The following is a 25,068-nucleotide window of genomic DNA, read 5'->3' as shown; positions in this document are numbered from 1 at the left end:
TTATAAATGAAGTCACAAAAAGTTTCGAAATTGTTATTTAGGCCTAAACCTTAGCAAACTTTGTGTAAAACTTTGCGACCTTTGCAATCAAATCAATAGTATCTTGTCACAAATTATATCCATTACAGCACTGTCATCCGTTTCCCCGTTAGGGAATAATCTTGAAATGGTGTGGGAGAATTATCTAAAGGAACAACACTGTTTTGTACATAAGGTAATTGATAAATCACCAGCTTTTGTAGCGCCTTTAGATAGCGTTTCGGCTGCTAAAGTGGAACAATTAAAACAGTCTGATCCAAAATATAAATTCCTTGATAACTCAGTTTTATATGCTATTGAAGCTTCCCGAGCCGCAATACAGCAAGCGGGCTGGGGTGAAAATGATGTGTTCGGAATCAATATTGGTTCATCACGTGGTGCAACTGATTTATTTGAAAAGCACCATCAAGAATACTTAGAAACAGGAAAGGCGCAAACACTAGCATCACCAACTACCACTTTAGGAAATATTTCTTCGTGGGTAGCACATGATTTGCAAAGTACAGGACCTGAAATTTCCCACTCCATCACTTGCTCTACGGCTTTGCATGCTGTTTTAAATGGTGTAGCATGGCTGAGATCAGGAATGGTTGATAAATTTTTGGTTGGAGGAAGTGAAGCTCCATTGACCGATTTTACAATTGCCCAAATGAAAGCATTAAAGATTTATTCCAGATCTAATGAGTTGTACCCAAACCGCGCTTTAGATTTAGATAAAACACAAAACACCATGATTCTAGGCGAAGGTGCAGGAGTTTGTTGTCTGGAAATGGGTAAAAAAGAAAACGCATTAGCATACATTGAAGGAATTGGTTATGCCACTGAAATTTTAGAGCATAATATTTCCATTTCTGCTGAAGCTGTTTGCTTTCAAAAATCGATGGCAATGGCTTTAAAAGATACTATTTTGTCAGATGTTGATGTAATTGTCATGCATGCGCCAGGAACTATAAAAGGGGATTTGACAGAGTATAAAGCGATCCAAAAAGTCTTTGGCGAAAGCCTACCATTATTAACTACTAATAAATGGAAAATCGGTCACACTTTTGGTGCATCAGGGATTCTAAGCATGGAGTTTGCCATATTAATGATGCAGCACAATACGTTTGTGGGAGTTCCTTTTGCGAAAGGGCAACAACAAAAAAGACCGATACAAAAAGTTTTAGTGAATGCAGTAGGTTTTGGTGGTAATGCGGTAAGTGTTTTATTGAGCCTCTAATTCTTTTACTTTTTCATAAATCAAGTTGCTTTCAAATCCTTTTCTTAGTAAATAATCACAAAATTTCTTTCTCTTTTTTTGAAGATTGGTTTCTTTGATGCTGTCCCAGTTTCGTGTGGCTATTTTTTCAAAAGTTTCTAAATATTCTTCATTTGATATTTCTTTTAGCGCGAGATTGATATTGTATTGCCCTATGTTTCTGAATTTGAGCTCATTTACAATTCTGTTTTTACCCCAAAATTTTATGCGATGCTTTCCTCTAGCAAAGCTACAGGCAAACCGACTCTCATTCAAGAAATTATCCTGTATAAGTTTTACAATGATGGTTTCTATTTCATCAGAATCCATTTTCATTGTTCGCAGTTTTTGAACTACTTCGTCATGGCATCGTTCCTGATAAGCGCAATAATGCTCTATCTTTTTAATTGCTTCTTTTATAGAGAATACTTCTTTCATGATTGAGGTTAATTTGTAAACAAAAATGCAACAATAGTATCTAATAACCTAGCGCATCAATTTTTGTAAAAACTAACTTTATGTGATAACCTTACATAAAAAAAGATGTGATTAAGCTATAAATTGTTTAGAAACAGATTTTAATGGCAGCGATTCCATTCTAAATCCGATTGGTAAAATTATTCGTAAATAAGATTAAGTTTAAAACAATTTTCAAGTCATTTTAAGAGATATCTAGCAGTATTTTTTTGTATCAAATTTTAAATTTATTATTTAGATAACCTTAATTAAATGGCGGCTTTGATAAGGCATTACTAATGTTGAATTTAGAGCACTTCATCGTTAAAACAAGTAGTATATCGATTAATTTGTTTTTAATTTAAAACGTGATTGTATATTTCAAAAATTTAGATTTTATTAAATTCTGACCCCTAATATAAAATAAGATTAACCTCTCTTAATAATACCGCATGAATAAAAAAATACTCAGCACAATCTTTTTCCTTTTTATTTTACTTCCAGCTTTTGGACAATGTGTTAGCTATACAGCTTCAATTTCAAGTACAAATTCATCTTGCAATATAATTTCTCCTGGAGCAATTAAATTGAAAGTTACAATATTGGGTGGGGTAAGTCCTTTTACAGTAGTTTATAGAAATGAAATAACAAATGTACAGACTACGGTTCTTAATTACACAAGCAATTCTGATATCATTATCAATGATGTACTTACTCAAACAACACCATTTACATTGGTTTCGGTAACTGCAAGTAACAGTTGTCCAGCTACTTTACAAAATCCAAATACAAGTGTTTTGTTTTATAAAGTTCCAGTCGTTCCTACGGCAAACATAACTAATGCCTCTTGTACGGATGATTCTAATGGTAGTATAGCTATTACGAATCAATTTTATCCATCATCTTTAGTGTTTAATGGTGTGAAGACAACAACAGCTGCAACTCCAGCAGATCCTCACGTTGATTTGGGTGGCAGATTATTATCTAATAGAAGCCGGTTTTCAGCAGAAGGTTGGATAAAATTTGATAAGACCAAGTATAGAAACAGAATGTCATTATTTGGGCAAAACGATGTTGTTGAGTTTGGCTTTGAGGGTGATAATTTATTGTGTTATACTGCTGGAGGTGGAACTGTTAGGTATCCATTAGCAAATTATCCAAGTGATAACGCTTGGCATCATATTGCAGCTGTGGGGAATGGTACATCTTTAAAGCTTTATGTTGATGGAAATGAAGTTGGATCTGTAAATAGTACAACGTCAAATTATGGAAGTAACACAGCCTATTCAACAAAAATAGGTTGGGGGGTTTTAGATGTTGGTGGTGTTGGTTTTGTAGGTGAGATTTCAAATGTAGGTTTTTGGGGTAGAGCACTCTCTATTGATGAAATAAAAGGTTTGGCTTCGGGGTTTATACTATATAATTCTAAACAAGTAGGATTGTTGGCTGGATATAATTTTACTGAAGGTACGGGAACAACTGTTGCTCCAATAAGTAGTACAACACCCGCTCCTAATAATGGAGTTTTTAGTGGAGTAACATTGCCTCTTTGGGTAGATCAAAGTTCTTACAATTGGACATCTAGTGTATCAGGTTTTACTCCTTCAACAAGTAAGTCTTTAACAGGACTTAAACCTGGGGTATATAATTTAAATATTACAGTTAATCAAGGGTGTTCAAGAACAACTCCTTTTACTGTTGGTGCTACAAATAATGTTACAACTCCTTTAATTGGAGTAATGACAAAGCCAAATTGTATCACACCTACAGGAAGTGTGCAATTAACTGGTTTACCTTCGGGTTCTTGGACATTAATAAGAACTGGTTCGTCAGGCCTGTCAATTAATGGTACAGGTTCAGAAACTACAATATCCGGTTTAGCACCAGGAACCTATCAATTTGCTGTTAAAAGTGGGAGTTGTACCTCATCTCCTACCGGAAATGTAGTAATTGATCCCGTAACTATTACTACATACACAGGATCTACATGGTCAGTATCACCTACAATTGATATGATAGGTGTTATCAACTCAAATACGCCAATAACGGCTAATGTTCAGCTTTGTAACTGTACTGTTAACACGGGTATAAATGCAGTTGTGTCAACAGGAGTTAGTGTAATACTTCAGGACAAACTTACCGTTAATGGTACACTAACCTTTCAAAATAACGCTAGTTTAATACAAATAAATGATGTTGCTAATATTGGTAACATAACATATATAAGAGAGACAACACCGATAAAAAGATTTGATTATACGTATTGGTCATCTCCAGTTCTAGGCCAGAAGTTAATTGATGTTTCACCTAATACTGACCCGGGTAGTTACTATTCATTTGATCCTTCTACGGATAATTATTTTCCTGAAAATCCACAAAATCAAATGAAAAGGGGTGTGGGTTACATCATTAGAGCTCCAGAGGGCACAGCAATGCCTCCTACACCACTTGGTTCATTTATAGCATCTTTTATTGGCGTTCCTGATAACGGACCGATATCAGTTAGTGCTGTTGTACCTAATAAACCTTATTTGATAGGCAATCCTTACCCATCAGCGATTGATGCAGATGCGTTCTTAGCAGCAAATTCTAAAGCACTTTTTGGAACCTTATATTTTTGGACACATAATACTGCTCGTGGCGAGAATGTAAGTAACCCAGGAACAGGTTTTTATGCTTATTCAGCAGATGATTACGCTACTTATAATACCACAGGAGGAGTTGCTGTTGCAAAGAGTGATCCGAACAAAGCAGTAACAAACCCTTATAGGCCGACAGGGAAAATTGCCGCAGGACAGGCCTTTTTTGCTGGTACTCTAGAAAACATGACTAGTACGACAATTGTTTTTAACAATAGGATGCGCTTAGGTGCCCTCAACGCAATCTTAGATAATAGTCAGTTTTTTAAAATTCCATCAAAGAAGTCAAATACTGCTTCAAGTTTTGAAAAACACCGTTTATGGTTGAATCTAACCAATACACAAGGTGCTTTCAAGCAAATGCTTGTGGGTTATATTACAGGTGCTACAAATAGTTATGATACCACATATGATGGTGTAAGTTATAATGGGAATAGATTTGTAGATTTTTACAGTGTTAATGACAACAAAAAGTTAACGATACAAGGAAGAGCTTTGCCTTTTGAGGAAAATGACGAAATTCCGTTAGGGTATAGCTCAACAATTGAGGGGACTTTTTCAATAAGTATAGATCAAGTTGATGGGTTATTGGCTTCTAGAAAAATTTATCTTGAAGATAAAATTAAAAACACAACACATAATTTAAATCAAGGGCCTTACACTTTTGAAACCGCTAAAGGTGTTTTTAACGAAAGATTTGTATTGCGTTACACTGATAAAACGCTAGGTGTTGATGATGTTGATGTTAAGTCAAATCAAGTCCTTGTTTCAGTAAAGAATAAGGTAATCAAAGTAGATTCGGGAATAGAGTCTATTGATAAGATTTATGTGTACACTGTATCAGGAACTGCTATTTATGAAAAACAAAAAGTAGATGCTTTGACGTTTTCTATATCAAGTTTGCCTGTAGCTCCGCAAGTGTTGATTGTAAAAACAGTTTTACAAAACGGAAATGTAATCACTAATAAAATTGTCTACTAAAAAAAATACACATTGAATATTTCATATAAAAAAAACTCCATTTCTTAAGAAATGGAGTTTTTTTATGGGTAAAAATAATATGTAACTTGTTACTTTTCTTTTCCAGAAGCTTCAAGGTTTCTTTCTATAGTGTGTCCTGGTCTTGACCATTTAGGTTTTTCTCCAAGAGGTGCATATTGAGAGTCTTCGGCCTCTACTGTTTGAGGTTGTGAAACTTTCGTAAATGGTTTTTGAGGATTTAAACCTAACATTTCAAACATTTTCATATCCTCATTTACATCAGGATTAGGTGTTGTTAATAATTTGTCACCCGCAAAAATAGAATTGGCACCCGCAAAAAAGCACATGGCTTGACCTTCACGGCTCATATTCATTCTACCTGCTGATAGTCGTACTTGAGTTTCTGGCATAATGATTCTAGTAGTGGCTACCATTCGTATCATTTCCCAAATTTCAACTGGTTTTTCTTCCTCCATCGGAGTTCCTTCAACTGCTACTAGCGCATTTATTGGTACCGATTCCGGTTGCGGATTTAATGTAGAAAGCGCGACAAGCATACCAGCTCTGTCTTCAATGCTTTCTCCCATTCCTATAATACCACCGCTACACACTGTAACGTTAGTTTTACGAACGTTTTCAATGGTTTGTATGCGGTCTTCAAAACCACGTGTAGATATTACTTCTTTATAATATTCTTCACTAGTGTCAAGATTGTGATTGTAGGCGTATAAACCTGCTTCAGCAAGGCGTTGGGCTTGATTTTCAGTAATCATACCAAGGGTGCAACAAACCTCCATGTCTAGTTTGTTGATGGTACGAACCATTTCAAGAACTTGGTCAAATTCTGGCCCGTCTTTTACATTTCTCCAAGCAGCTCCCATACAAACTCTTGATGAACCACTAGATTTTGCACGTAATGCTTGTGCTTTTACTTGGCTTACAGACATTAAGTCGTTGCCTTCAATCTCAGTGTGGTAGCGAGCTGCTTGTGGGCAATAACCACAATCTTCAGGGCATCCACCAGTTTTTATTGATAATAGTGTAGATACTTGAACTACATTTGGGTCATGATGTTCTCTGTGAATAGTGGCTGCTTCATAAAGCAAATCCATTAAGGGTTTGTTATATATTGCGATTATTTCGTCTTTTGTCCAATTGTGTCTTTTAATGCTCATCGATACATATTTTTGATGCATCAAAAGTAGTTAAATTGTTCTAAAGTAACAATGCTTACCTTTCGAAAAGAGAAAAGCAATGTGTTGACTCAAAATTTGTTTGAAGTTGTTTACAATAAAAGTAAAAACATACTAATTTACCTCTCAATTCAGTACTTTGCTGGATTTAAAAAAGTTAATCATTACTGTTCCTGTACTTATAAAGAATGTTTTTTTATGATTTAGCTCCATGTTTATCGCTGGAGTATCGGGTATCCCAGTACAATAACAGCATAAATGTTACTATGACAGCTGAGCTGATTCCTTCAAATAAAAGAGAAATGGAATACGTCATAACGGTAGGTTCTCCACCAAATAAAAATGTTTTTGATAGTGATCCAATATAGGCTTCTCCCCCTTTTGCATAGCTGTAAACAATAAGTGCTGCAATGCTAAGAATAACCCCTGTGAATGCAGTTCCAAAGGCAGATGCAGCATTAGAAACCAAAACTATGTTTCCTTCAGCGTAATTTTCTTTTAAAGTTTTATTGGTGCCATAAAAAATAAAAAGGACATTAAAAACTCTCAATATAGGGTTGTCTGCTAATCCTAGTAGTTCCATCACTAAAAAATAAAGGCCTATTCCTAAAATAATAATCAATCCGTTTAATAATTCTTTTGGAAGTTTCATATTGCAAATTTTTAAATTAATATATCATGTTGATAAACAAAGTGTAACACTCAAATTTAATTAAAAAAAGTCAATAAATATGTTAACCTATTATTTTTTAAAATAATTTTTTGCAACTATTTTATCTTTTTGCAATTGTTCTTGTAGTAATTGTATGGAACTAAACTTTTCTTCGTCTCGAACTCGATGTAAAATTGAAATTTTTAATTCTTGATGGTATAAATCAGCCTGAAAGTCTAAAAAATGAATTTCTATTGACTGTTCTTGGCCGCCTACAGTAGGGTTTGTGCCTATGTTCATCATGCCATTTATAATTTGAGAATTGATACTTGCTTGTACAAGATATACTCCGTTTTGTGGTATCAGCTTATAGTTCTCCTCTATTTTGATATTAGCGGTAGGAAAACCTATAGTGCGTCCTAGTTGTTTTCCTTGTACGACAGTCCCCGTAATAAAATAGGAATAGCCAAGATAGTCGTTGGCAAGTTGTATCTTCCCATTAAGAATTGCGTTGCGAATTTTTGTTGAACTTACTGAAATTTCATTGAGTTCTTGCACAGATATTTGAGCTACGTCAAAACCATATTCTTTTCCAAAATCTATTAAATCATCAATATTAGCGGTCCTGTTTCTCCCAAAACGATGGTCATGCCCAATGATAATTTTTTTAATATGAAATTTTTCTACCAGTACTGTTTTTACAAACTCCTCGGCGGTTAATTGTGAAAATGCTTCGTCAAATGGGTGAATGACTAGGTTTTCTATCCCAATTTCTTCCAGTAATTCTTGTTTTTCCTGAATCGTATTGAGTAGTTTAATGTTGGAGTCTTCTTGTAAAACCATTCTTGGATGGGGAAAAAAAGTAAGAACAACACTTTCATACTCTTCATTAGGCGTATTTTGCGTGAGCTTTTGCAGGATTTTTTTATGACCTATGTGTACACCGTCAAACGTACCAAGTGTTAGAATTGTTTTTTTGGTAATCAGGAAGTCGTTTATAGAATGAAAAATCTTCAAAGCAAGTGTTTTATAATCGTGCAAATTTAAGGTATCTTATTTAAAAGAAGCGGTATGACTAATTGAATTATATATAATTTTTATTAAAATATAAAAAATGGGATTTAAAACAGTAAACTACTTAATTTTCTACTATTTGACTTAAATTATTAAATATTTTGAAGCAACCATTACTATAAATGCTTTAATTTTGAAACTTAAAATCACGATATTATGAAAAGAATTATACTATTTTTTATAATTATTTTTTCCAGTGCTGCAATCCATGCACAAGATGGCTCTTTTTGGAAAAGAATTGTTCAAGAGAAAGTTGCAGTTTATAATAGAATTAATGATAAACCTCTTACTGAAAAGCAGTTGTTGTTTAATTTAAACGAAGTTGCAATAAAAAAATCTTTAGAAACACTTCAGAATAAGACTTCAAAACAGAGCAGAATTGAAATTACGATACCCAACATGAAAGGTGAGTTAGAAAAATTTTGGGTTTGGGAATCTTCTAATTTTGAACCCGAATTGCAAGCACAGAATCCAGATATAAGAGCCTACAACGGTATTGGGATTACTGATCGAAAAGCTTCGTTGTATTTTAGTTTGTCACCAAAAGGTATTCAGACTATGATTCTTAGAGGGGAAAGCGGCTCTGAATTTATAGAGCCTTATTCGAAAGATCATACTGTTTATGTTCTTTTTGATTCCAAAAGTAGAGTTCGAGGAAGTTTGCCTTTCACTTGTAAAACAGAAGATGTTGCTTTGAATAAAGAACTTTTAAACAAGACAGGTAAAATAGCTGCAAATAATAAAGTTTTCAAAACGTTTAGATTAGCGTTGTCTTGTACTGGCGAGTATACCGCATTTCATGGAGGGACCGTTGCAAATGCTTTGGCTGCCATGAATGCTACCATGACAAGGGTTAATGGTATTTTCAATAAAGATTTAGCCATAAAACTGAGTATTATTGCCAATAACAATCTTATAATTTATACGGATGCCGCTACAGATCCGTATTCAGCTTCCACAGAAGGAGCGGCGGGTACATGGAACTTGGAATTGCAAGAAAATTTAACCGCTACAATAACAAATGCCGGTTATGATATAGGTCATTTGTTTGGGGCAAATGGTGGTGGTGGAAATGCTGGTTGTATAGGCTGTGTGTGTGTAAATCCTAATGATGTTGTTCCTGAGGGAAAAGGAAGTGCTTTTACTTCGCCAAGTGATGGTATACCTCAAGGAGATACTTTTGACATTGATTTTGTAGCTCATGAAATGGGACATCAATTAGGAGCAAACCATACGTTTTCTTTCGATATTGAGGATACTGGCGTAAATGTGGAGCCAGGAAGCGGTTCTACTATCATGGCATACGCAGGAATTACTTCGGGTTATAATGTCCAAAATAATTCAGATGATTATTTTGCCTATGCAAGCATAAAGCAAATACAAGATAATCTATCGACTAAAACCTGTCCTGTAAGTACTCTTCTTACTAATAGTCCACCAACAATCAATGCAGGTATAGATTACACTATTCCTAAAGGGACAGCATTTATCTTAAAAGGTTCTGGTTCTGATTTGAATGGTGATGTGATTACTTATTGTTGGGAGCAAAATGATACGGCTATAAATACAGTAGACCCTGCGGTAAACGAGGATGGTAATTTCAGTTTTGCATCACCTACAAAACGCTTTGGGCCAAACTTTAGATCTTTTTATCCAAGTAGTTCACCGGTTCGATACATGCCTGCTTTAAGTTCGGTTTTGGCTAATGAATTAACAACGACTTGGGAATCCGTTTCTACAATTGAAAGAGCCTTAGCTTTTACTTTAACGGGAAGGGATAATGCAGCTCTTGGGACAGCACAAACAAATACAGATATTATGATGGTAAACGTAAGTGGGGCAGCAGGTCCATTTCAAGTGACATCACAAAATACTGAAAATTCAAGTTGGTTGCAAGGATCGACGCAAACAATCACATGGAACGTAAATAATTCTAATACTTTAACCGGTTCTGCGAATGTGAATATTAAGCTTTCAACGGATGGTGGATTAAATTTCAATACCGTTTTGGCTGCAAATACTCCGAATGACGGCTCGCAAACAATTACGGTTCCAAATATAACGGCTAGAGATTGCAGAATTTTAATTGAGCCAACGGCAAATATTTATTATGCAGTAAACAGTACATCTTTTGCAATTGGGTATTCTGTTGTTTCATCATGTAATACGTATGCTTTTGCAACACCGTTTTCTATACCAGAATCAACAACGTATCGTGCTGTAACTACAACTGTTCCGGCTGCAACAGAAGTGATATCTGACGTGAATTTAGCTATTAATTTTACTCATGATTATTTGAGTGATGTGCAAATAGAAGTGCTAAATCCACAAGGGACTGTTGTGAAATTATTTGAAAGAAGTTGTGGGTCTACAAGCAATAGTTTGGTATTAAACTATGATGATCTTGGAGGTGCTCTTGATTGCTCAGTGAAAACAGCCCAAACCGCAGCGCCATTTGAATTATTGTCTAAATTTAATGGGCTGAGTCCGCAAGGAAATTGGACGTTGCGTGTTCGTGATTTAGATTCAGGTGACTTTGGCACAATAGATTCAGCATCAATAACAATTTGCACAAAAACATACACCTTAGCAACACCGGATTTTGAACTCAATGATTTTGTTGTTTTTCCTAATCCAAATAAAGGGAATTTTAATATTCAATTCACCGCCAAATCCGATGCAGAAATAAAGGTGATGGTTAATGATTTATTAGGAAGAAAGCTTTTTGAAAATGACTTTAAAAGCAAGTCAAATTTTAATGAAAATATCCAATTGAAAAATCTTTATCCAGGAGTTTATATGTTAACAGTTATTGACGGAGAGCGAAAACAAGTCAGAAAGATTGTAATTGAATAAGTAAAATAGAATTACTAAAAAAGGGAAGCGTTTTTACAAACGTTTCCCTTTTTTTATTTTCCGTTAAAGGAAGTCATGGTGTTTTCTAATCCTGCAGTACCAAAAGATTTTATAATCTCTGATCCTATTTCTAATCGTTCCGGAAGTGCAGTTTTTTCAGTATCGTCCCAGTCACCAAGGACATAATCAACTTGTTTTCCTTTTTTGAATTCATCGCTTATGCCAAAACGGAATCGTGCGTAGTTTTGTGTGTTTAGCACCAAGTTAATATTCTTAAGTCCATTGTGTCCACCGTCACTTCCTTTTTGTCTAATGCGAATGGCTCCAAACGGCAGATTTAAATCATCTGTAATGACTAGAATATTTTCGAGCGGAATATTCTCCTTTTCCATCCAATATTGAACCGCTTTCCCGCTTAAATTCATATAAGTGTTGGGTTTCAAAAGTAAAAAGGTTCTTCCTTTAAATTTGTATTCAGCTAGTGCGCCAAGTTTTACGGTTTCGAAAGAAACTCCTTCTTTGCGGGCTAGAAAATCTACGATTTTAAACCCGATGTTATGTCTTGTGTTTACGTACTCAGCCCCGATGTTGCCTAGTCCGACTATTAAAAATTTCTTCATGATGGTGCTACTGTGCTCTGATTTTGTGGTTGCGAATAGGTTTGAAATCCATTTTATCATGGTACAAAAGTAAGCTTAATTCAATAAAATGACTATGCTGTAGCCAATATTTTAAGGGTTTATGTGGCTCATGTCTGAGATGCAAAAAATAGTGTGTAATAGCCCCGATTATAGTGAAAATCCTTTTTGTGCGCTTTCTTTTGCGTGCAAAAAGATTGCAACGGAAAGCGGGACAAAATAGGTGTAGAAGTATTATAGCTGCTTCATAAAAATTTAAAAAAACTTAAAAGCAAAAAAAAGCGCCAGTTGTGTAACTGACGCTTTCTTGAATTTTGATTGAAAAAAATTATTTTTTCTTTCCTTTTGCAGGAGCTTTTGCTGCTTTTGCTGCTTCTTGAGCTGCTTTCATAGCCGCACGAGAAATCTTCACTTGACAAATAACTGTGTTGTCTGGGTGCATGATTTTAAAGTTAGGTGTAGGAACTTTAGTAACATATAATTTGTTACCCATATCAAGTGGAGTAATGTCAGCTTCAACAAAATCAGGAAGATCTTTAGGAAGCGCTCTTACTTTTAATTTACGGTTGTTCATACGTAAATCACCACCTGCCATAACACCTTTAGATTTTCCAACAATTTTTACTGGAACTTCAATAGTAATTTCTTTGTCTTCAAAGATTTGAAAGAAGTCAATGTGTAAAATTTTGTCAGATACTGGGTGTACTTGAATGTCTTGAAGTACAGCGTTGTATGATTTTCCGTTACCAAGATCGATCTCAACTGTGTGAGCGTTTGGAGTGTAAATCAAGTTTTTGAAAGCCATAACTTCTGCTGAGAAATGAACTGCTTGATTTCCTCCGTATAATACGCAAGGAACCAATCCAGCATTACGTAAGGCTTTAGTAGCTACTTTGCCCACGCTTTCTCTTTCTGATCCTTTAATTGTAATCGATTTCATTGTAAAAAAAATATAGTTATTAAATAATATTATTATTTATTTGGCGTCAAGCTTTTGGCTTTCAGCACTCGTTATAATATATGGCATTTGACTCAGCGCCTAGTGCATTACATTATAAATTTTCCACTTATTGAGTTGTTGTGGTGAACCATGTGCATTACCTCAGCAAATAGAGGTGCACAACTCAATACGCGTATTTTGCTTGATGTTTTCTTTAACGGAATTGAATCTGTTACGATCAACTCACTTAATTTTGAATTTTCTATTTTCTCATAAGCATCGCCTGATAATATAGCGTGCGTACAAATAGCTCTTACACTCAAAGCTCCTTTTTCAATCATCAAATCTGCGGCTTTCGCCAATGTTCCTCCGGTGTCAATCATGTCATCTACCAAAATCACATTACGACCTTTAACCTCACCAATTAATTCCATGGTATCGATTACGTTTGCAACTTTACGCTGCTTGTAACAAATAACCACATCTGATTCTAAAAATTTAGAATACGCATAAGCTCTTTTTGAACCTCCCATATCAGGCGAAGCAATTGTTAAATTGTCCAGTCCTAAGCTTTTTACGTATGGTAAAAAGATAGTTGAGGCAAAAAGGTGATCTACAGGTTTTTCAAAGAAACCCTGAATTTGATCTGCGTGCAAATCCATGGTCATTACTCTTGTTGCGCCTGCAGCATCTAGTAAGTTTGCTACAAGTTTAGCTCCTATCGGAACTCTTGGCTTGTCTTTTCTATCTTGTCTGGCCCATCCAAAATAAGGAATCACAGCTGTTATATGTCTAGCTGATGCACGCTTTGCAGCGTCAATCATTAACAGTAATTCCATCAAGTTATCAGCAGTAGGAAATGTTGAGCATACTATGAATACGCGCAATCCTCTTATAGATTCCTCATAAGAAGGCTGAAATTCCCCGTCACTATATTTTGATGTAGTGATTTTACCTAGTGGTATTCCGTATTCTTTTGCAATTTTTTCAGCAAGATAAACACTTTGTGAACAAGCAAAAATTTTAGCTTCTGGCTCTAGGTGTGACATTATTGTGTGTTGTTTTTATCTGTGGTTGCAAGATAGTTTTGACTTAAGCTGTTGCTTAAACTAAAAATAAATCTATTTACCTAAGATGTAGTTAGTTGTGTGTTTCGTTTTTTAACGAGGTGCAAATTTATAAAATATATTTAACACTGAAAGGAAAAAATTAAGTATTTTTAGTTGAACATTTAATTAATTTTTTTACATTTGCACCGTGTTAAAGGAAAAGATAGTTAGATACTACTAAATATCTCTTTATTGCGTGAAGCGACTGTTGTCGTTTCTGTCTGCTAAGCCCGGATGGCGGAATTGGTAGACGCGCTGGTCTCAAACACCTGTGGGAAACCGTGCCGGTTCGACTCCGGCTCCGGGTACAAAAACCGCTTCGAAAGAAGCGGTTTTTTTTGTTTTATATCACAACGAGTTCCTCAATATCAAATCACTTTTGTTTTCTATTTGCTCTTTTTTACCTTTTAAAATCATTTGTGCTAACAGTTGTCCCATCATTTCAAAATGGGTTGAAATGGTTGTGATTCCGTTTTCTACTACTTTTTTTAGCGGGGTTTCATTATAGGATATAATTCCGTAGTCAGTACCCAATTGTAAATTTTGAATTTTTGCCTTTTCTATTACACTAACTAAATCCCTGTCACTCGGAATAATATACACCTCGCCAGTTGTGATATTTCTGTTTTTAAATTCGGTTATGATTTCATATTCAAAAGCGTGATCGTTGCAAAATTTTTCAAAGCCTATTTTCATCCCTAGCGGTTCACGGAATCCAGGAAAAATCATTATTAGTTTTTTGTATTTGTTCAGCTTTGATTTTCCTTTTAATAGGCCTTCGTAAATATCTTTTACAAAGTTTTGGTACACTGCAGGATAGTTCAATAATTCTGGATTGGTCTGATCAAGAATATAAACGTCATGAACTGGTAGGGTTTTTATAATTGATGCGGCTTCTTCAAGATTGGTCGGCATGATAATGTATTTGGTGTAATTACCGTTGCTGTCATGAATCAGTTTTTGAAAAACGGGAACGTTAAAATGATGAAAAAAAATATCAACCTGAGCTGTAGTTCCTATGTTTTCGAGAAAGGAATTGTACAAGTCTTCTTTGAAAATGTTTAATTCATCAAAGAGTAAAAATATCTTTTGTTTTATGGATACTTCAACGCTTTTTACATAATATCCTTTGCCGGTAATGGCATAAATTATCCCTCTTTTCTTTAACTCATCGTAGGCAAGTAAAACGGTATCTCTAGACAGAGAGAATTCTAAACGCACTTTATTTACTGATGGGAGTCTGTCCCCTTTTTGTAGCAATTCTTGTTGCAGTGCTACTTCAATAGAGGTTATGATTTGCTGGTATTTAGGAATGCCTTTATTGTTATGAATGCTGATTAGTTTCATGTAAAAAGTGTTTTTCAAGTTGCAATGTACAAAAACTGGTAGGTACTGGTATGTAATACTTAACAATTATTTTACTTTTGGTTTTTCACATTTCATAATTTATTCATGAAAATAAAACACATATCACATTTTAATAGGGTTTCTGTCCTGAAATCATTTAGTTCTATGCCTAATGGTGATGAGGTTTCTATTTGTGAACTTGTTAATAGCAAGGGAATGCAAATGAAGGTGATGGGTTATGGGGCTACGCTTACATCTTTAAAGGTGCCATTGAAAAATGGTAATTTGATAGATGTAGTTTTGGGTTTTGAAACCCTAGAGGAATATATAAAATCCTATGATTTGCCAAGTGCTCCTTATTTTGGTGCTATTGTAGGGCGATATGCTGGTAGGATAAGTAATGGCGAATTCAAGCTTGGTGGAAAATCTTACTTGTTAAATAAAAACAACAATGGGAATTCGTTACACGGCGGCAGTATTGGTCTAAGCCAGAGAAACTGGAAACTAAAAAGTAAAAAAGAAGGTAAAAATCCATCTGTTACGTTCACCTATTGCAGTAAGCATAACGAAGAATTTTTCCCTGGAGACGTTGTGGTTGATGTGACCTATATGCTTACCGATGAAAATGAAATGATCGTAGAGTATGTGGCACATGCATCACAAGACACTATTTTAAACCTGACACATCACAGCTATTTTAACCTAGATGGACATCACAATTCTGTTGTTGATCAGGAGATGCGTGTTAATTCACAAAGAATATTAGAAACCACAAGTGCAGGAATTCCCACCGGTCGTTTTTTGAATGTTGCTAATTGTCCTTTCGATTTTACAAATAGCAGAAATTGTCCCGCTACAATAGATACTACTTTTGTTTTAAACAAAGAAAAAGAGTATGCTGCTTCTTTGTACAGCAGCGATAAATTATTAAGAATGTCTGTTTACACCAATCAACCTGCTGTACATGTATACGTAGGAGGGAATTGTTTTGGACAAATAAAAGGGAAAGATAACGCGGCATATCACCCTACTAGTGGGATTTGTTTTGAAACTCAAAATTTTCCTGATGCTCCTAATCATGATCATTTCCCGAGTGCGATTCTCAAAAAAGGCGAGCTATATTACCATAAAACTATTTATAAATTTAAATCTTTTTGAGATGAAAAAATACTTTAAAAACTCGGCATTGCTTTCGCTTGTCATACTTGTTTTTTCTTGTTCTGATGCTGGTGACAGTAGCGCTACAGAAACTCCTGTTGCAAAACCACCTGTGGTTACTGAGGAGTTTATCAAAGCCGCTGATATTTCGTATTTGCCAGAAATAGAAGCTGCGGGAGTAGTTTTTACTAACAACGGAAAAACAGAAGACATGCTAACCACAATAAAAAGTGTTGGTTGTAATACCATCAGAATTCGTTTGTGGAAAGATCCAGCCAACGGACATTCTGGATTGACCGAGGTAAAGGCTTTGGCGCAGCGCGTAAAACAAGCGGGCTTAAAAGTTTGGTTAACTGTTCACTTTTCTGACGATTGGGCTGATCCTGCGGTTCAAACCACTCCAGCTTCTTGGAAAAACTTATCTTTTACCGATTTAAAAGCTGCGGTAGTCACTTACACCACAACTATTTTGACCGAAATTAATCCAGATATTATTCAAATCGGTAATGAAATTAATACCGGATTGCTTTGGCCTCAAGGGCATTTAATCAATCAAGAAGCGCAATGTTTGGCGCTATTGTCTACCGCAAGCGCTACCATTCGAAGCAAAGCGCCAATTACAAAAATCATGATACACTACGCAGGCGTTTCGGCTACTGATACTAATTGGTTTTTTAATAAAGTAAAAAGTATCGATTATGATTATATCGGTTTGTCGTATTATCCTCTTTGGCATGGGAAAGATATGGCTGCGGTAAAAACGACCATTGATGCCTTGGGAAAAAACTTTTCTAAAAAAGTTATCATTGCAGAAACTGCTTATCCTTTTACCTTAAGTTGGAATGACTGGACAAATAATATTATGGGTCTAGAATCACAATTAATATCTGGATTTCCTGCGACTCCCGAAGGACAAAAAAGTTTTGTTTTGGCGATTAAAGATTTGGTAAAATCCTCTACTTACGGACAAGGTTTTGCGTATTGGGGAGGCGAATGGGTTTCTTTCAAAGGAAGTCAAGCCTCCAATGGTTCTACTTTTGAAAACCAAGCATTCTATGATTTTTCAAATAAAGCATTGCCCGTTTTACAAGCCTTTACCAATTAGTCATGATTACAACAGATAGAATTTTTCAAAGAATAGTGCTACTGCTTTTTTTTGTAAGTTGTACCACTATTGCTTTGGCACAAAAGAAAAACAACTCGGCTTTTGCCAAAGGGGCCGACGTGAGTTGGTTGCCGCAAATGGAGGCTACTGGGTATCGTTTTTATGATACTGACGGAAAGGAAAAAGATTGTTTGCAATTGCTAAAAGAACGCGGAATGAATACCATTCGTTTGCGTGTATTTGTCAATCCAAGTCAAGATAAAGCGAGTGGTCATTGCAGTACGGCTGAAACGGTGGTTATGGCATTGCGCGCTCAAAAAGCCAAAATGCGCATTATGATTGATTTTCATTATAGCGATACTTGGGCGGATCCCAGTAAACAAGCCAAACCTGCTGCTTGGGCGAACTTATCGATCGATGCGTTACAACAAAAAGTCTATGAACATACATTTGATGTGTTGACCGCTTTAAAAAGAGTAGGTGTTACGCCTGAATGGGTTCAGGTGGGGAATGAAATTCCAGGTGGAATGCTTTGGCCTGATGGGAGTACGAACAATTGGACTCAATTAGCGCAATTTTTGAATAAAGGATACGAAGCGACCAAAGCCGTGAACGCCAAAATCAAAGTAATTGTGCATGTAGATGAAGGAAACAACAACGAAAAATTCCGTTGGTTTTTTGATAAAACTACCGAACATCAAGTAAAGTATGATGTAATTGGTTTGTCTTACTATCCATTTTGGATTAAAAAAGACTATTCAGAAACCATAGCCGATTTACAAAAAAACCTAAATGATATGGCTTCTCGTTATCAGAAAGAGGTAATGGTGGTAGAAGTTGGCGGCGTTGATGAACAAGTACAAAACACCAAAGAACTTCTAGATGCTACGATCAAAGCCGTAAAAGCTGTTCCCGATAATAAAGGCTTGGGCGTTTTGTATTGGGAGCCGCAAGGAGCTAAATCTTGGAGTGGCTATGGCTTGAGTGCTTGGCAACCAGACGGAAAACCTTCACCAGCATTGGATGCTTTTAAAAAATAATGAATTGGATTCAGAATAAAGACGAAATAAGTAAACCATATTTCTGAATGTTAGAAATGAGGAAACTCTATAGATTAAAATAAAAACCTTATATGGCCTTAAATGCCTTATATGGTTCAAAAATATGTTGTATAAATGAAAAAAATACCCTCTTTTTTGTTGGTTTTTATAGCCTTCACCGCCATAGTTTTTTCTCAAGCCCGAGTGGTAAAGGTATTGGATACTCATTGGAAATTTCAAAAAGGAAATTTTGAAGACGCTTTTAATGCCAACTTCAACGACTCGAAATGGGAATTGGTTACTGTTCCACATGATTGGGCAATTTATGGTCCTTTTGATAAAAAAGTGGATATACAAAATGTAGCCATTGTTCAAAATGGAGAAAATGTAGCTACCGAAAAAACAGGAAGAACCGGAGCCTTACCACATATTGGCACCGCGTGGTATCGCAATACTTTTACTTTGCCTAAAGATGTCAAAGGAAAAAAGATACTATTGCTTTTTGAAGGCGCTATGAGCGAGCCTCAAGTGTATTTGAATGGGAAAAAAGTGGGAGAATGGGCGTATGGCTATAGTTATTTTTATTTTGATGTTTCTCAATTTATTCAAGAAGGAGACAATACATTAGCTGTAAAATTATCCAATAAAGAATTTGCCTCCCGTTGGTATCCCGGAGCTGGTTTGTATCGAAAAGTAAGTGTTATTATCAAGAACAATGAAAGCATTGACCAATGGGGGCAATTTATAACGACACCTTTTATTAGTGATGCCGTGGCCAAAGTGAATATTAAGACCAAAGCCTCAGGCGAAAACACGCGTTTGGTGACCACCATTTTTGATGCCGAAGGACGCAAAATAAGTGCAGAGGAATCTTCCTTACGCTTCGGAAAAGAGTTTGATCAAAATTTAAAAGTAGAGAATCCAAAATTGTGGAGTCCAGAAACGCCTTATTTGTACAAAGCGGTTGCTCAATTGTATGTTGGCAATGAATTGAAAGACGAGCTTACCACCCGTTTTGGAATCCGAGAAATAAAGTATGAAGCCAATAAAGGATTTAGTCTTAATGGAAAAGTGACCAAATTCAAAGGGGTTTGTTTGCATCACGATTTGGGACCTCTTGGTGCTGCGGTAAACAAAGCCGCTTTGCGTAGACAGTTGACCATTTTAAAAGATATGGGATGCAATGCCATTCGCAGTTCGCACAATATGCCTTCTTTCGAGCAATTGGAGTTGGCAGACGAAATGGGCTTTTTGTTTTTGGCAGAGAGTTTCGACGAATGGGTTTTACCAAAAGTAGATAACGGCTACCATCGCTTTTTTGACGAATATGCCGAAAAAGACATTGTGAATTTGGTACAAGCCACACGAAATCATCCTTCTATTGTAATGTGGAGTTCAGGAAATGAAGTCCCAGATCAGTGGGGAGAAGCGGGTGTAAAACGAGCCAAATGGTTGCAGGAGATTTTTCATAGAGAAGATCCAACGCGTCCTGTAACCGTAGGAATGGATCAAGTAAAAGCGACTATGGAATCTGGTTTTGGAGCTTTGTTGGATATTCCAGGACTCAATTATCGCGTGCATTTGTATGATGAGGCATTCAAAAAATTCCCACAAGGATTCATTTTGGGTTCCGAAACCGCTTCAACGGTGAGCTCTAGAGGAATTTATAAATTTCCTGTGGTGCAAGAAAAAATGAAGCAGTATCCAGACTTTCAGTCTTCATCGTATGATTTGGAAGCCTGTAGTTGGTCCAATGTTCCCGATGAAGATTTCGTACTTAAGGATGATAAACCTTGGGTAATTGGTGAATTCGTTTGGACAGGATTTGATTATTTGGGCGAACCGACACCTTATGACGAAAGCTGGCCGTCTCGTAGTTCTTATTTCGGAATTAACGATTTAGCAGGCTTACCGAAAGACCGTTATTATTTGTACCGAAGCCGTTGGAACACCAAGGCAACTACGCTACACATCTTGCCCCATTGGAATTGGGGAGGTCGTGAAGGACAAACAACTCCTGTTTTTGTGTATACCAGTTACAACAGTGCAGAACTTTTTATCAATGGCAAAAGTATGGGCGTACAAACCAAAAACAAGAACACGCCGCAAAACCGTTACCGCTTGATGTGGATGGATGTGAAATATGAACCAGGAACGATAAAAGTGGTAGCTTATGATGACAATGGCAAAGTAGCTGAAGAAAAGGAAATCAGAACCGCTGGTCAACCGTACCAAATTGTTTTGGATGCAGACCGAAAAACCATCACAGCCGATGGTGAAGATATTTCTTTTGTTACGGTATCCGTAGTGGATAAAAATGGAGTTCCTTGTCCAACAGCAACGAACCAGTTGAAATTTAAAGTGTCTGGAGCGGGTACGTATCGTGCCGCTTGTAATGGAGATGCGACTTCACTTGAACTATTTCATAAAGACACGATGAAATTGTTTAGTGGAAAATTGGTAGTACTACTACAATCGAAAACTACCACTGGAGCCATCCAATTAGAAGTAAACGGAGCTGGATTAAGGACGGGTAAATTGACTTTGGAAGCAAAGAAGTAAATAAAAAAACAGACCAACACTTTAAAAATTTCAAGAGTAATGAATGATTCATTAATACAAAAAACAACCGCTTTTTTTCAGGAAACATTTGGTAATGTACCCGAAAAAATAGTGCTTTCTCCAGGAAGAATTAACATCATTGGAGAACATGTAGATTACAACGATGGCTTTGTATTGCCTGCTGCCATAGATAAGATCATTTGCTTTGCTTTCGAAAAAAGTAACACTACAACTTCTAAAATCGTTGCTATCGATTTGAATCAAGAATTTGAAGTCGATTTGTTGCAAGACATTGAACTCAGTTCAACGGTTTGGAACAATTATATTTTAGGAGTTTTGAAACAACTACAAGATAATGGTTTTGAATTTAGTGGGGTTAATTGCGTATTTAGTAGCAACATTCCGGTAGGTTCTGGATTGTCGTCTTCGGCTGCATTGGAATGTGGTTTTCTATTTGGTTTAAACGAACTTTTTGATTTAAAAATTAAGCCTATTGATATTGCTTTAATGGGTCAAAAGGCAGAACACTGGGTGGGAATCAATTGTGGTATTATGGATCAATTTGCCAGTGTGCATGGACTTGAAAATAAGGTCATCAAATTGGATTGTAATACATTAGAATTTGAGTACCATAATGCTGATTTTAAAGACTATGCTCTGGTTTTGTTGGATAGCAATGTGAAGCATTCACTGTTTACATCGGCTTATAATAAAAGAAGAGAAGAATGCGAGGAAGGTTTGGCGATTATCAAAGCTAATTTTCCTGAAATCAAAAGTTTTAGAAATTGTACTGAAGCGCAATTGTTGACTTTAAAAGATAAAATGGATATTGTTGTTTTTACACGCGTACTATATGTAGTAAAAGAAATTGCCCGTGTGTCTAAAGCCTGTGAGGCTTTGGATGCTGGAAACATTGAGCTTTTAGGGAAATTACTTTTTGAAAACCATGATGGTTTGTCAAAAGAATATGAGGTGAGCTGTCCTGAGCTTGATTATTTAGTGGATCTTGCACTAGCCGATGAAGCCGTAATAGGTTCCCGATTGATGGGCGGTGGTTTTGGGGGTTGCACCATCACCTTTATTAAAAAAGGAAAAGAAGAAGCTGTTAAACAAAAATTCGCCCAATTGTACCAAGAAAAATGGAACATTGAATTGAAAATTTATGATGTTAAAATCGGAAACGGTACATCCTTATATAATGCAAACTAAGATGAAAAATTTTGATATCAACGAAGATCCACATAGACGTTTTAATCCCTTAACCAACGAATGGGTTTTGGTTTCGCCTCATCGTTCGAAAAGACCTTGGCAGGGCCAAAAAGAAACCATTTCGGTTGTTCAATTACCAGAATACGATCCCCAATGTTACTTGTGTCCGGGGAATGTGCGTGCAAATGGTGAAGTGAATCCACCATACGATTCTTGTTATGTTTTTGAAAATGATTTTGCCGCCTTAAAGCAAGAAGAAATCTTTTATGAAGAGAATGAAAAACACACTTTTTTTAAGGCAAAACCAGAACGTGGCATTTCTAGAGTGGTCTGTTTTTCTCCGAGACACGATTTGACTTTACCTCAAATGGAGGTCGAGAATATCGAGAATATTGTAACTACTTGGCAAAAAGAATATGAGACTTTGGGCGCTATAGAATACATTAATCATGTTCAAATTTTTGAAAACAAAGGCAGTGCAATGGGCTGCAGTAATCCGCATCCGCACGGTCAAATATGGGCGCAATCATCTTTGCCTACACAAGTCGAAAAAACGCATAATAGCTTGAATCAGTATTTTGAAAAACATGATCGAACCTTATTACAAGATTATGTTCAGGAAGAATTGAAGGTGCGCGAGCGCATCGTGATCGAGAATGAGCATTTTGTAGCTTTGGTGCCTTTTTGGGCCATTTGGCCTTACGAAACCATGATTGTGAGTAAACGGAGCGTGTCCAAAATCACTGATTTTACTTCAGCTGAGGTTACAGATTTTGCTGTTATTTTAAAACAATTAACCACTAAATACGATAATCTTTTCGAAACCTCATTTCCGTATTCTTCAGGGATTCATCAAGCACCGACAGATGGAGAGGAACATCCAGCATGGCATTTTCACATGCATTTTTATCCGCCTTTGTTACGCTCTGCCGCAGTAAAGAAATTTATGGTAGGTTACGAAATGATGGGGGAGTCACAGCGTGATATTACTCCAGAGAAAAGTGCTGAGGTATTAAAATGTCAATCAAATATTCATTATAAATCTGTTATCCAAAACTAAAAATTTTAACCAATGCAAACATTAGCCACCCAAGATTATATTGTCTTTTTGTGTTATTTCATCCTGATTGTAGGGTATGGAGTGTGGATTTATAAAAAGAAAAAGAAAGAAGAAACGAGTAGTAAAGATTATTTTTTAGCCGAGGGTTCCTTGACGTGGTGGGCCATTGGTGCATCATTAATAGCTAGTAATATTAGCGCTGAGCAATTTATAGGAATGAGTGGTAGCGGTTTCAAGATGGGGCTAGCTATTGCTACGTATGAGTGGATGTCCGCTTTTACCTTAATTATTGTTGCTGTTTTCTTTATTCCAGTGTATTTGAAAAACAAAATTTTCACCATGCCTCAGTATTTGAATCAAAGGTATAATAGCAATGTTGCCATGATTATGGCCGTATTTTGGTTGCTATTGTATGTTTTAGTAAATCTTACCTCAATATTGTATTTAGGAGCTTTGGCAATTAGTAGCATTTCTGGTCTTGATATTACTTTGTGTATGATTTTCTTAGCCTTTTTTGCAGTAATGATCACATTGGGCGGCATGAAGGTGATTGGATATACAGATGTGATTCAAGTTTTCTTTTTAATTCTAGGGGGGTTAGTCACTACTTATTTAGCCCTAAATTTAGTTGCCGAAGAGTTTGGTTCTTCTGGAGTTATAAATGGTTTTAATCTAATGACCACGCAGGCTAATGATCATTTTCACATGATTTTTGAGAAATCAAATCCGAATTATATGGATTTGCCAGGTCTATCTGTTTTGATTGGAGGAATGTTAATCATCAATCTTAATTATTGGGGATGTAACCAATACATTACGCAACGTGCATTAGGAGCTGATTTGAAAACGGCTAGAAACGGAATTTTATTTGCTGCATTTTTGAAATTATTAATGCCAATAATTGTAGTATTGCCGGGAATAGCAGCCTTTGTTTTATATCAAAATGGCCATTTTGGCACCGAAATGCTTCAAGATGGGACCGTAAATCCGGATCGTGCTTATCCTGTTTTGTTGAATTTGTTGCCAGTAGGTTTAAAAGGGCTTTCTTTTGCTGCACTTACTGCTGCAATTGTAGCTTCGTTAGCTGGAAAAGCCAATAGTATTGCAACTATTTTTACTTTAGACATTTACAAAACCAAATTAAACGTTGATGCCGATGAGAAGAAACTTGTTAGCATTGGTAAAAAAGCAATTGTAGTTGCTATGCTGATTGCTGTAGTTGTGGCTCCATTTTTAGGAATTGATAAAAAAGGAGGATTTCAATATATTCAAGAGTATACAGGTTTTGTGAGTCCTGGAGTTTTTGCCATGTTTATTTTAGGGTTCTTCTGGAAAAAAACTACTTCGAATGCTGCTTTGTTTGCTACTATTGGTGGTTTCTTACTGTCGCTTGCTTTCAAATTTATGCCAGCTATTATTGATTTATCATTCTTAAATGCTACTGGTTTTTCAGTTCCAAATGCAAATGGTATTTACGAAATTCCTTTCATAGACCGTATGGGCTTTGTGTTCTTGATTTGCGTTGTTGGTATGTATGCCATAAGCATGTATGAAACTGCGCGTGGAGTTAAAACAAATGGTTTAGAAATAGACCGTACCATGTTTAAAATGTCACCTGGTTTTACTGTTGGGATGTTGGTGGTATTATCTCTGATAGCAGCGTTTTACACTATTTTTTGGTAAATGATAATCCTGTTCTGAATTTCAAAAGTATATTTTCAGAGCAGGTTTTCATATCTTGATGAGGTTCATTTTGATTAATAAATTAGATCT

At 36.0% G+C, this 25,068-nt stretch carries 18 protein-coding genes and 1 tRNA gene; 11 read left to right on the top strand and 8 right to left on the bottom strand.

Annotation, left to right across the window (positions count from 1 at the left end):
* Window positions 1-103 precede the first annotated feature (103 nt).
* A complete protein-coding gene (locus tag IQ05_RS12350) occupies window positions 104-1,258 on the top strand; it encodes a beta-ketoacyl synthase N-terminal-like domain-containing protein (protein ID WP_144893392.1) in 1,155 nt (384 codons plus the stop codon).
* Here the strand turns inward: IQ05_RS12350 and IQ05_RS12345 are convergent.
* The gene (locus IQ05_RS12345) at window positions 1,244-1,714 is read right to left on the bottom strand and encodes a regulatory protein RecX (RefSeq protein WP_144893390.1); all 471 of its coding nucleotides are present in this window, start codon (window positions 1,712-1,714) and stop codon (window positions 1,244-1,246) included. The two genes, IQ05_RS12350 and IQ05_RS12345, sit on opposite strands and share 15 nt — an antisense overlap.
* 470 nt (window positions 1,715-2,184) lie before the next feature.
* On the opposite strand from IQ05_RS12345, the gene IQ05_RS12340 reads away from it, so the two are divergent.
* The gene (locus IQ05_RS12340) at window positions 2,185-5,352 is read left to right on the top strand and encodes a LamG-like jellyroll fold domain-containing protein (RefSeq protein ID WP_144893388.1); all 3,168 of its coding nucleotides are present in this window, start codon (window positions 2,185-2,187) and stop codon (window positions 5,350-5,352) included.
* An 89-nt stretch (window positions 5,353-5,441) separates the two neighbouring features.
* Here the strand turns inward: IQ05_RS12340 and bioB are convergent, their stop codons facing one another.
* The 3 genes from bioB to IQ05_RS12325 all read right to left on the bottom strand — a co-directional run bounded on the left by bioB (window position 5,442) and on the right by IQ05_RS12325 (window position 8,214).
* The gene (bioB, locus tag IQ05_RS12335) at window positions 5,442-6,527 is read right to left on the bottom strand and encodes a biotin synthase BioB (RefSeq protein WP_144893386.1); all 1,086 of its coding nucleotides are present in this window, start codon (window positions 6,525-6,527) and stop codon (window positions 5,442-5,444) included.
* 214 nt (window positions 6,528-6,741) lie between these two features.
* A complete protein-coding gene (locus IQ05_RS12330) occupies window positions 6,742-7,197 on the bottom strand; it encodes a hypothetical protein (protein WP_144893384.1) in 456 nt (151 codons plus the stop codon).
* Between the two features lie 90 nt (window positions 7,198-7,287).
* Window positions 7,288-8,214, bottom strand: a complete 927-nt coding sequence (locus tag IQ05_RS12325) for a bifunctional riboflavin kinase/FAD synthetase (protein ID WP_144893578.1) — start codon at window positions 8,212-8,214, stop codon at window positions 7,288-7,290.
* A 213-nt stretch (window positions 8,215-8,427) separates the two neighbouring features.
* Between IQ05_RS12325 and IQ05_RS12320 the strand changes: the two genes are divergently transcribed.
* Complete coding sequence (locus tag IQ05_RS12320) at window positions 8,428-11,127, top strand: reprolysin-like metallopeptidase (RefSeq protein WP_144893382.1); 2,700 nt, start codon at window positions 8,428-8,430, stop codon at window positions 11,125-11,127.
* A 53-nt stretch (window positions 11,128-11,180) separates the two neighbouring features.
* Here the strand turns inward: IQ05_RS12320 and pth are convergent, their stop codons facing one another.
* The 3 genes from pth to IQ05_RS12305 all read right to left on the bottom strand — a co-directional run bounded on the left by pth (window position 11,181) and on the right by IQ05_RS12305 (window position 13,754).
* Entirely contained in the window at window positions 11,181-11,807 is a 627-nt protein-coding gene (gene pth / locus IQ05_RS12315; protein ID WP_144893380.1) for an aminoacyl-tRNA hydrolase, read from the bottom strand.
* A gap of 286 nt (window positions 11,808-12,093) precedes the next feature.
* Window positions 12,094-12,705, bottom strand: a complete 612-nt coding sequence (locus tag IQ05_RS12310) for a 50S ribosomal protein L25/general stress protein Ctc (RefSeq protein ID WP_144893378.1) — start codon at window positions 12,703-12,705, stop codon at window positions 12,094-12,096.
* 107 nt (window positions 12,706-12,812) lie between these two features.
* On the bottom strand, window positions 12,813-13,754 hold the full coding sequence (locus tag IQ05_RS12305) for a ribose-phosphate pyrophosphokinase (protein ID WP_144893376.1): 942 nt from the start codon (window positions 13,752-13,754) through the stop codon (window positions 12,813-12,815).
* A gap of 288 nt (window positions 13,755-14,042) precedes the next feature.
* Here IQ05_RS12305 and IQ05_RS12300 point away from each other — a divergent pair.
* Window positions 14,043-14,122, top strand: a tRNA-Leu gene (locus IQ05_RS12300).
* Window positions 14,123-14,162: 40 nt separating this feature from the next.
* Here IQ05_RS12300 and IQ05_RS12295 read toward each other — a convergent pair.
* Window positions 14,163-15,161: a GntR family transcriptional regulator gene (locus IQ05_RS12295; protein ID WP_144893374.1), complete on the bottom strand. Its 999-nt coding sequence runs from the start codon at window positions 15,159-15,161 to the stop codon at window positions 14,163-14,165.
* A gap of 105 nt (window positions 15,162-15,266) precedes the next feature.
* On the opposite strand from IQ05_RS12295, the gene IQ05_RS12290 reads away from it, so the two are divergent.
* The 7 genes from IQ05_RS12290 (at window position 15,267) to IQ05_RS12260 (ending at window position 24,978) form a co-directional block, all read left to right on the top strand.
* A complete protein-coding gene (locus IQ05_RS12290; RefSeq protein WP_144893372.1) occupies window positions 15,267-16,319 on the top strand; it encodes an aldose epimerase family protein in 1,053 nt (350 codons plus the stop codon).
* A 1-nt stretch (window position 16,320) separates the two neighbouring features.
* A complete protein-coding gene (locus IQ05_RS12285) occupies window positions 16,321-17,424 on the top strand; it encodes a glycoside hydrolase family 53 protein (RefSeq protein ID WP_144893370.1) in 1,104 nt (367 codons plus the stop codon).
* Window positions 17,425-17,426: 2 nt separating this feature from the next.
* A complete protein-coding gene (locus IQ05_RS12280) occupies window positions 17,427-18,464 on the top strand; it encodes a glycoside hydrolase family 53 protein (protein WP_144893368.1) in 1,038 nt (345 codons plus the stop codon).
* 135 nt (window positions 18,465-18,599) lie between these two features.
* The gene (locus IQ05_RS12275; protein WP_144893366.1) at window positions 18,600-21,026 is read left to right on the top strand and encodes a DUF4982 domain-containing protein; all 2,427 of its coding nucleotides are present in this window, start codon (window positions 18,600-18,602) and stop codon (window positions 21,024-21,026) included.
* Window positions 21,027-21,065: 39 nt separating this feature from the next.
* Window positions 21,066-22,235 (top strand): galactokinase, encoded by a 1,170-nt coding sequence (gene galK, locus IQ05_RS12270; RefSeq protein WP_144893364.1) that lies wholly within the window; start codon window positions 21,066-21,068, stop codon window positions 22,233-22,235.
* A gap of 1 nt (window position 22,236) precedes the next feature.
* Window positions 22,237-23,295, top strand: coding sequence for a UDP-glucose--hexose-1-phosphate uridylyltransferase (locus IQ05_RS12265; RefSeq protein WP_144893362.1), 1,059 nt, complete (start codon window positions 22,237-22,239; stop codon window positions 23,293-23,295).
* Window positions 23,296-23,307: 12 nt separating this feature from the next.
* Window positions 23,308-24,978, top strand: a complete 1,671-nt coding sequence (locus IQ05_RS12260; RefSeq protein WP_144893360.1) for a sodium/sugar symporter — start codon at window positions 23,308-23,310, stop codon at window positions 24,976-24,978.
* Window positions 24,979-25,068: the final 90 nt, after the last annotated feature.

The organism is Flavobacterium tiangeerense, assembly GCF_007830355.1.
GTDB lineage: Bacteria > Bacteroidota > Bacteroidia > Flavobacteriales > Flavobacteriaceae > Flavobacterium > Flavobacterium tiangeerense.
This window is presented reverse-complemented; position numbering and strand designations above follow the sequence as displayed.

Bases quoted from the DNA above. Each gene is read 5' to 3' on its own strand.
- IQ05_RS12345 (WP_144893390.1), bottom strand. From the start codon at position 1,714: ATGAAAGAAGTATTCTCTATAAAAGAAGCAATTAAAAAGATAGAGCAT.
- IQ05_RS12340 (WP_144893388.1), top strand. From the start codon at position 2,185: ATGAATAAAAAAATACTCAGCACAATCTTTTTCCTTTTTATTTTACTT.
- bioB (WP_144893386.1), bottom strand. From the start codon at position 6,527: ATGAGCATTAAAAGACACAATTGGACAAAAGACGAAATAATCGCAATA.
- IQ05_RS12330 (WP_144893384.1), bottom strand. From the start codon at position 7,197: ATGAAACTTCCAAAAGAATTATTAAACGGATTGATTATTATTTTAGGA.
- IQ05_RS12320 (WP_144893382.1), top strand. From the start codon at position 8,428: ATGAAAAGAATTATACTATTTTTTATAATTATTTTTTCCAGTGCTGCA.
- pth (WP_144893380.1), bottom strand. From the start codon at position 11,807: ATGATAAAATGGATTTCAAACCTATTCGCAACCACAAAATCAGAGCAC.
- IQ05_RS12310 (WP_144893378.1), bottom strand. From the start codon at position 12,705: ATGAAATCGATTACAATTAAAGGATCAGAAAGAGAAAGCGTGGGCAAA.
- IQ05_RS12305 (WP_144893376.1), bottom strand. From the start codon at position 13,754: ATGTCACACCTAGAGCCAGAAGCTAAAATTTTTGCTTGTTCACAAAGT.
- IQ05_RS12295 (WP_144893374.1), bottom strand. From the start codon at position 15,161: ATGAAACTAATCAGCATTCATAACAATAAAGGCATTCCTAAATACCAG.
- IQ05_RS12290 (WP_144893372.1), top strand. From the start codon at position 15,267: ATGAAAATAAAACACATATCACATTTTAATAGGGTTTCTGTCCTGAAA.
- IQ05_RS12285 (WP_144893370.1), top strand. From the start codon at position 16,321: ATGAAAAAATACTTTAAAAACTCGGCATTGCTTTCGCTTGTCATACTT.
- IQ05_RS12280 (WP_144893368.1), top strand. From the start codon at position 17,427: ATGATTACAACAGATAGAATTTTTCAAAGAATAGTGCTACTGCTTTTT.
- IQ05_RS12275 (WP_144893366.1), top strand. From the start codon at position 18,600: ATGAAAAAAATACCCTCTTTTTTGTTGGTTTTTATAGCCTTCACCGCC.
- galK (WP_144893364.1), top strand. From the start codon at position 21,066: ATGAATGATTCATTAATACAAAAAACAACCGCTTTTTTTCAGGAAACA.
- IQ05_RS12265 (WP_144893362.1), top strand. From the start codon at position 22,237: ATGAAAAATTTTGATATCAACGAAGATCCACATAGACGTTTTAATCCC.
- IQ05_RS12260 (WP_144893360.1), top strand. From the start codon at position 23,308: ATGCAAACATTAGCCACCCAAGATTATATTGTCTTTTTGTGTTATTTC.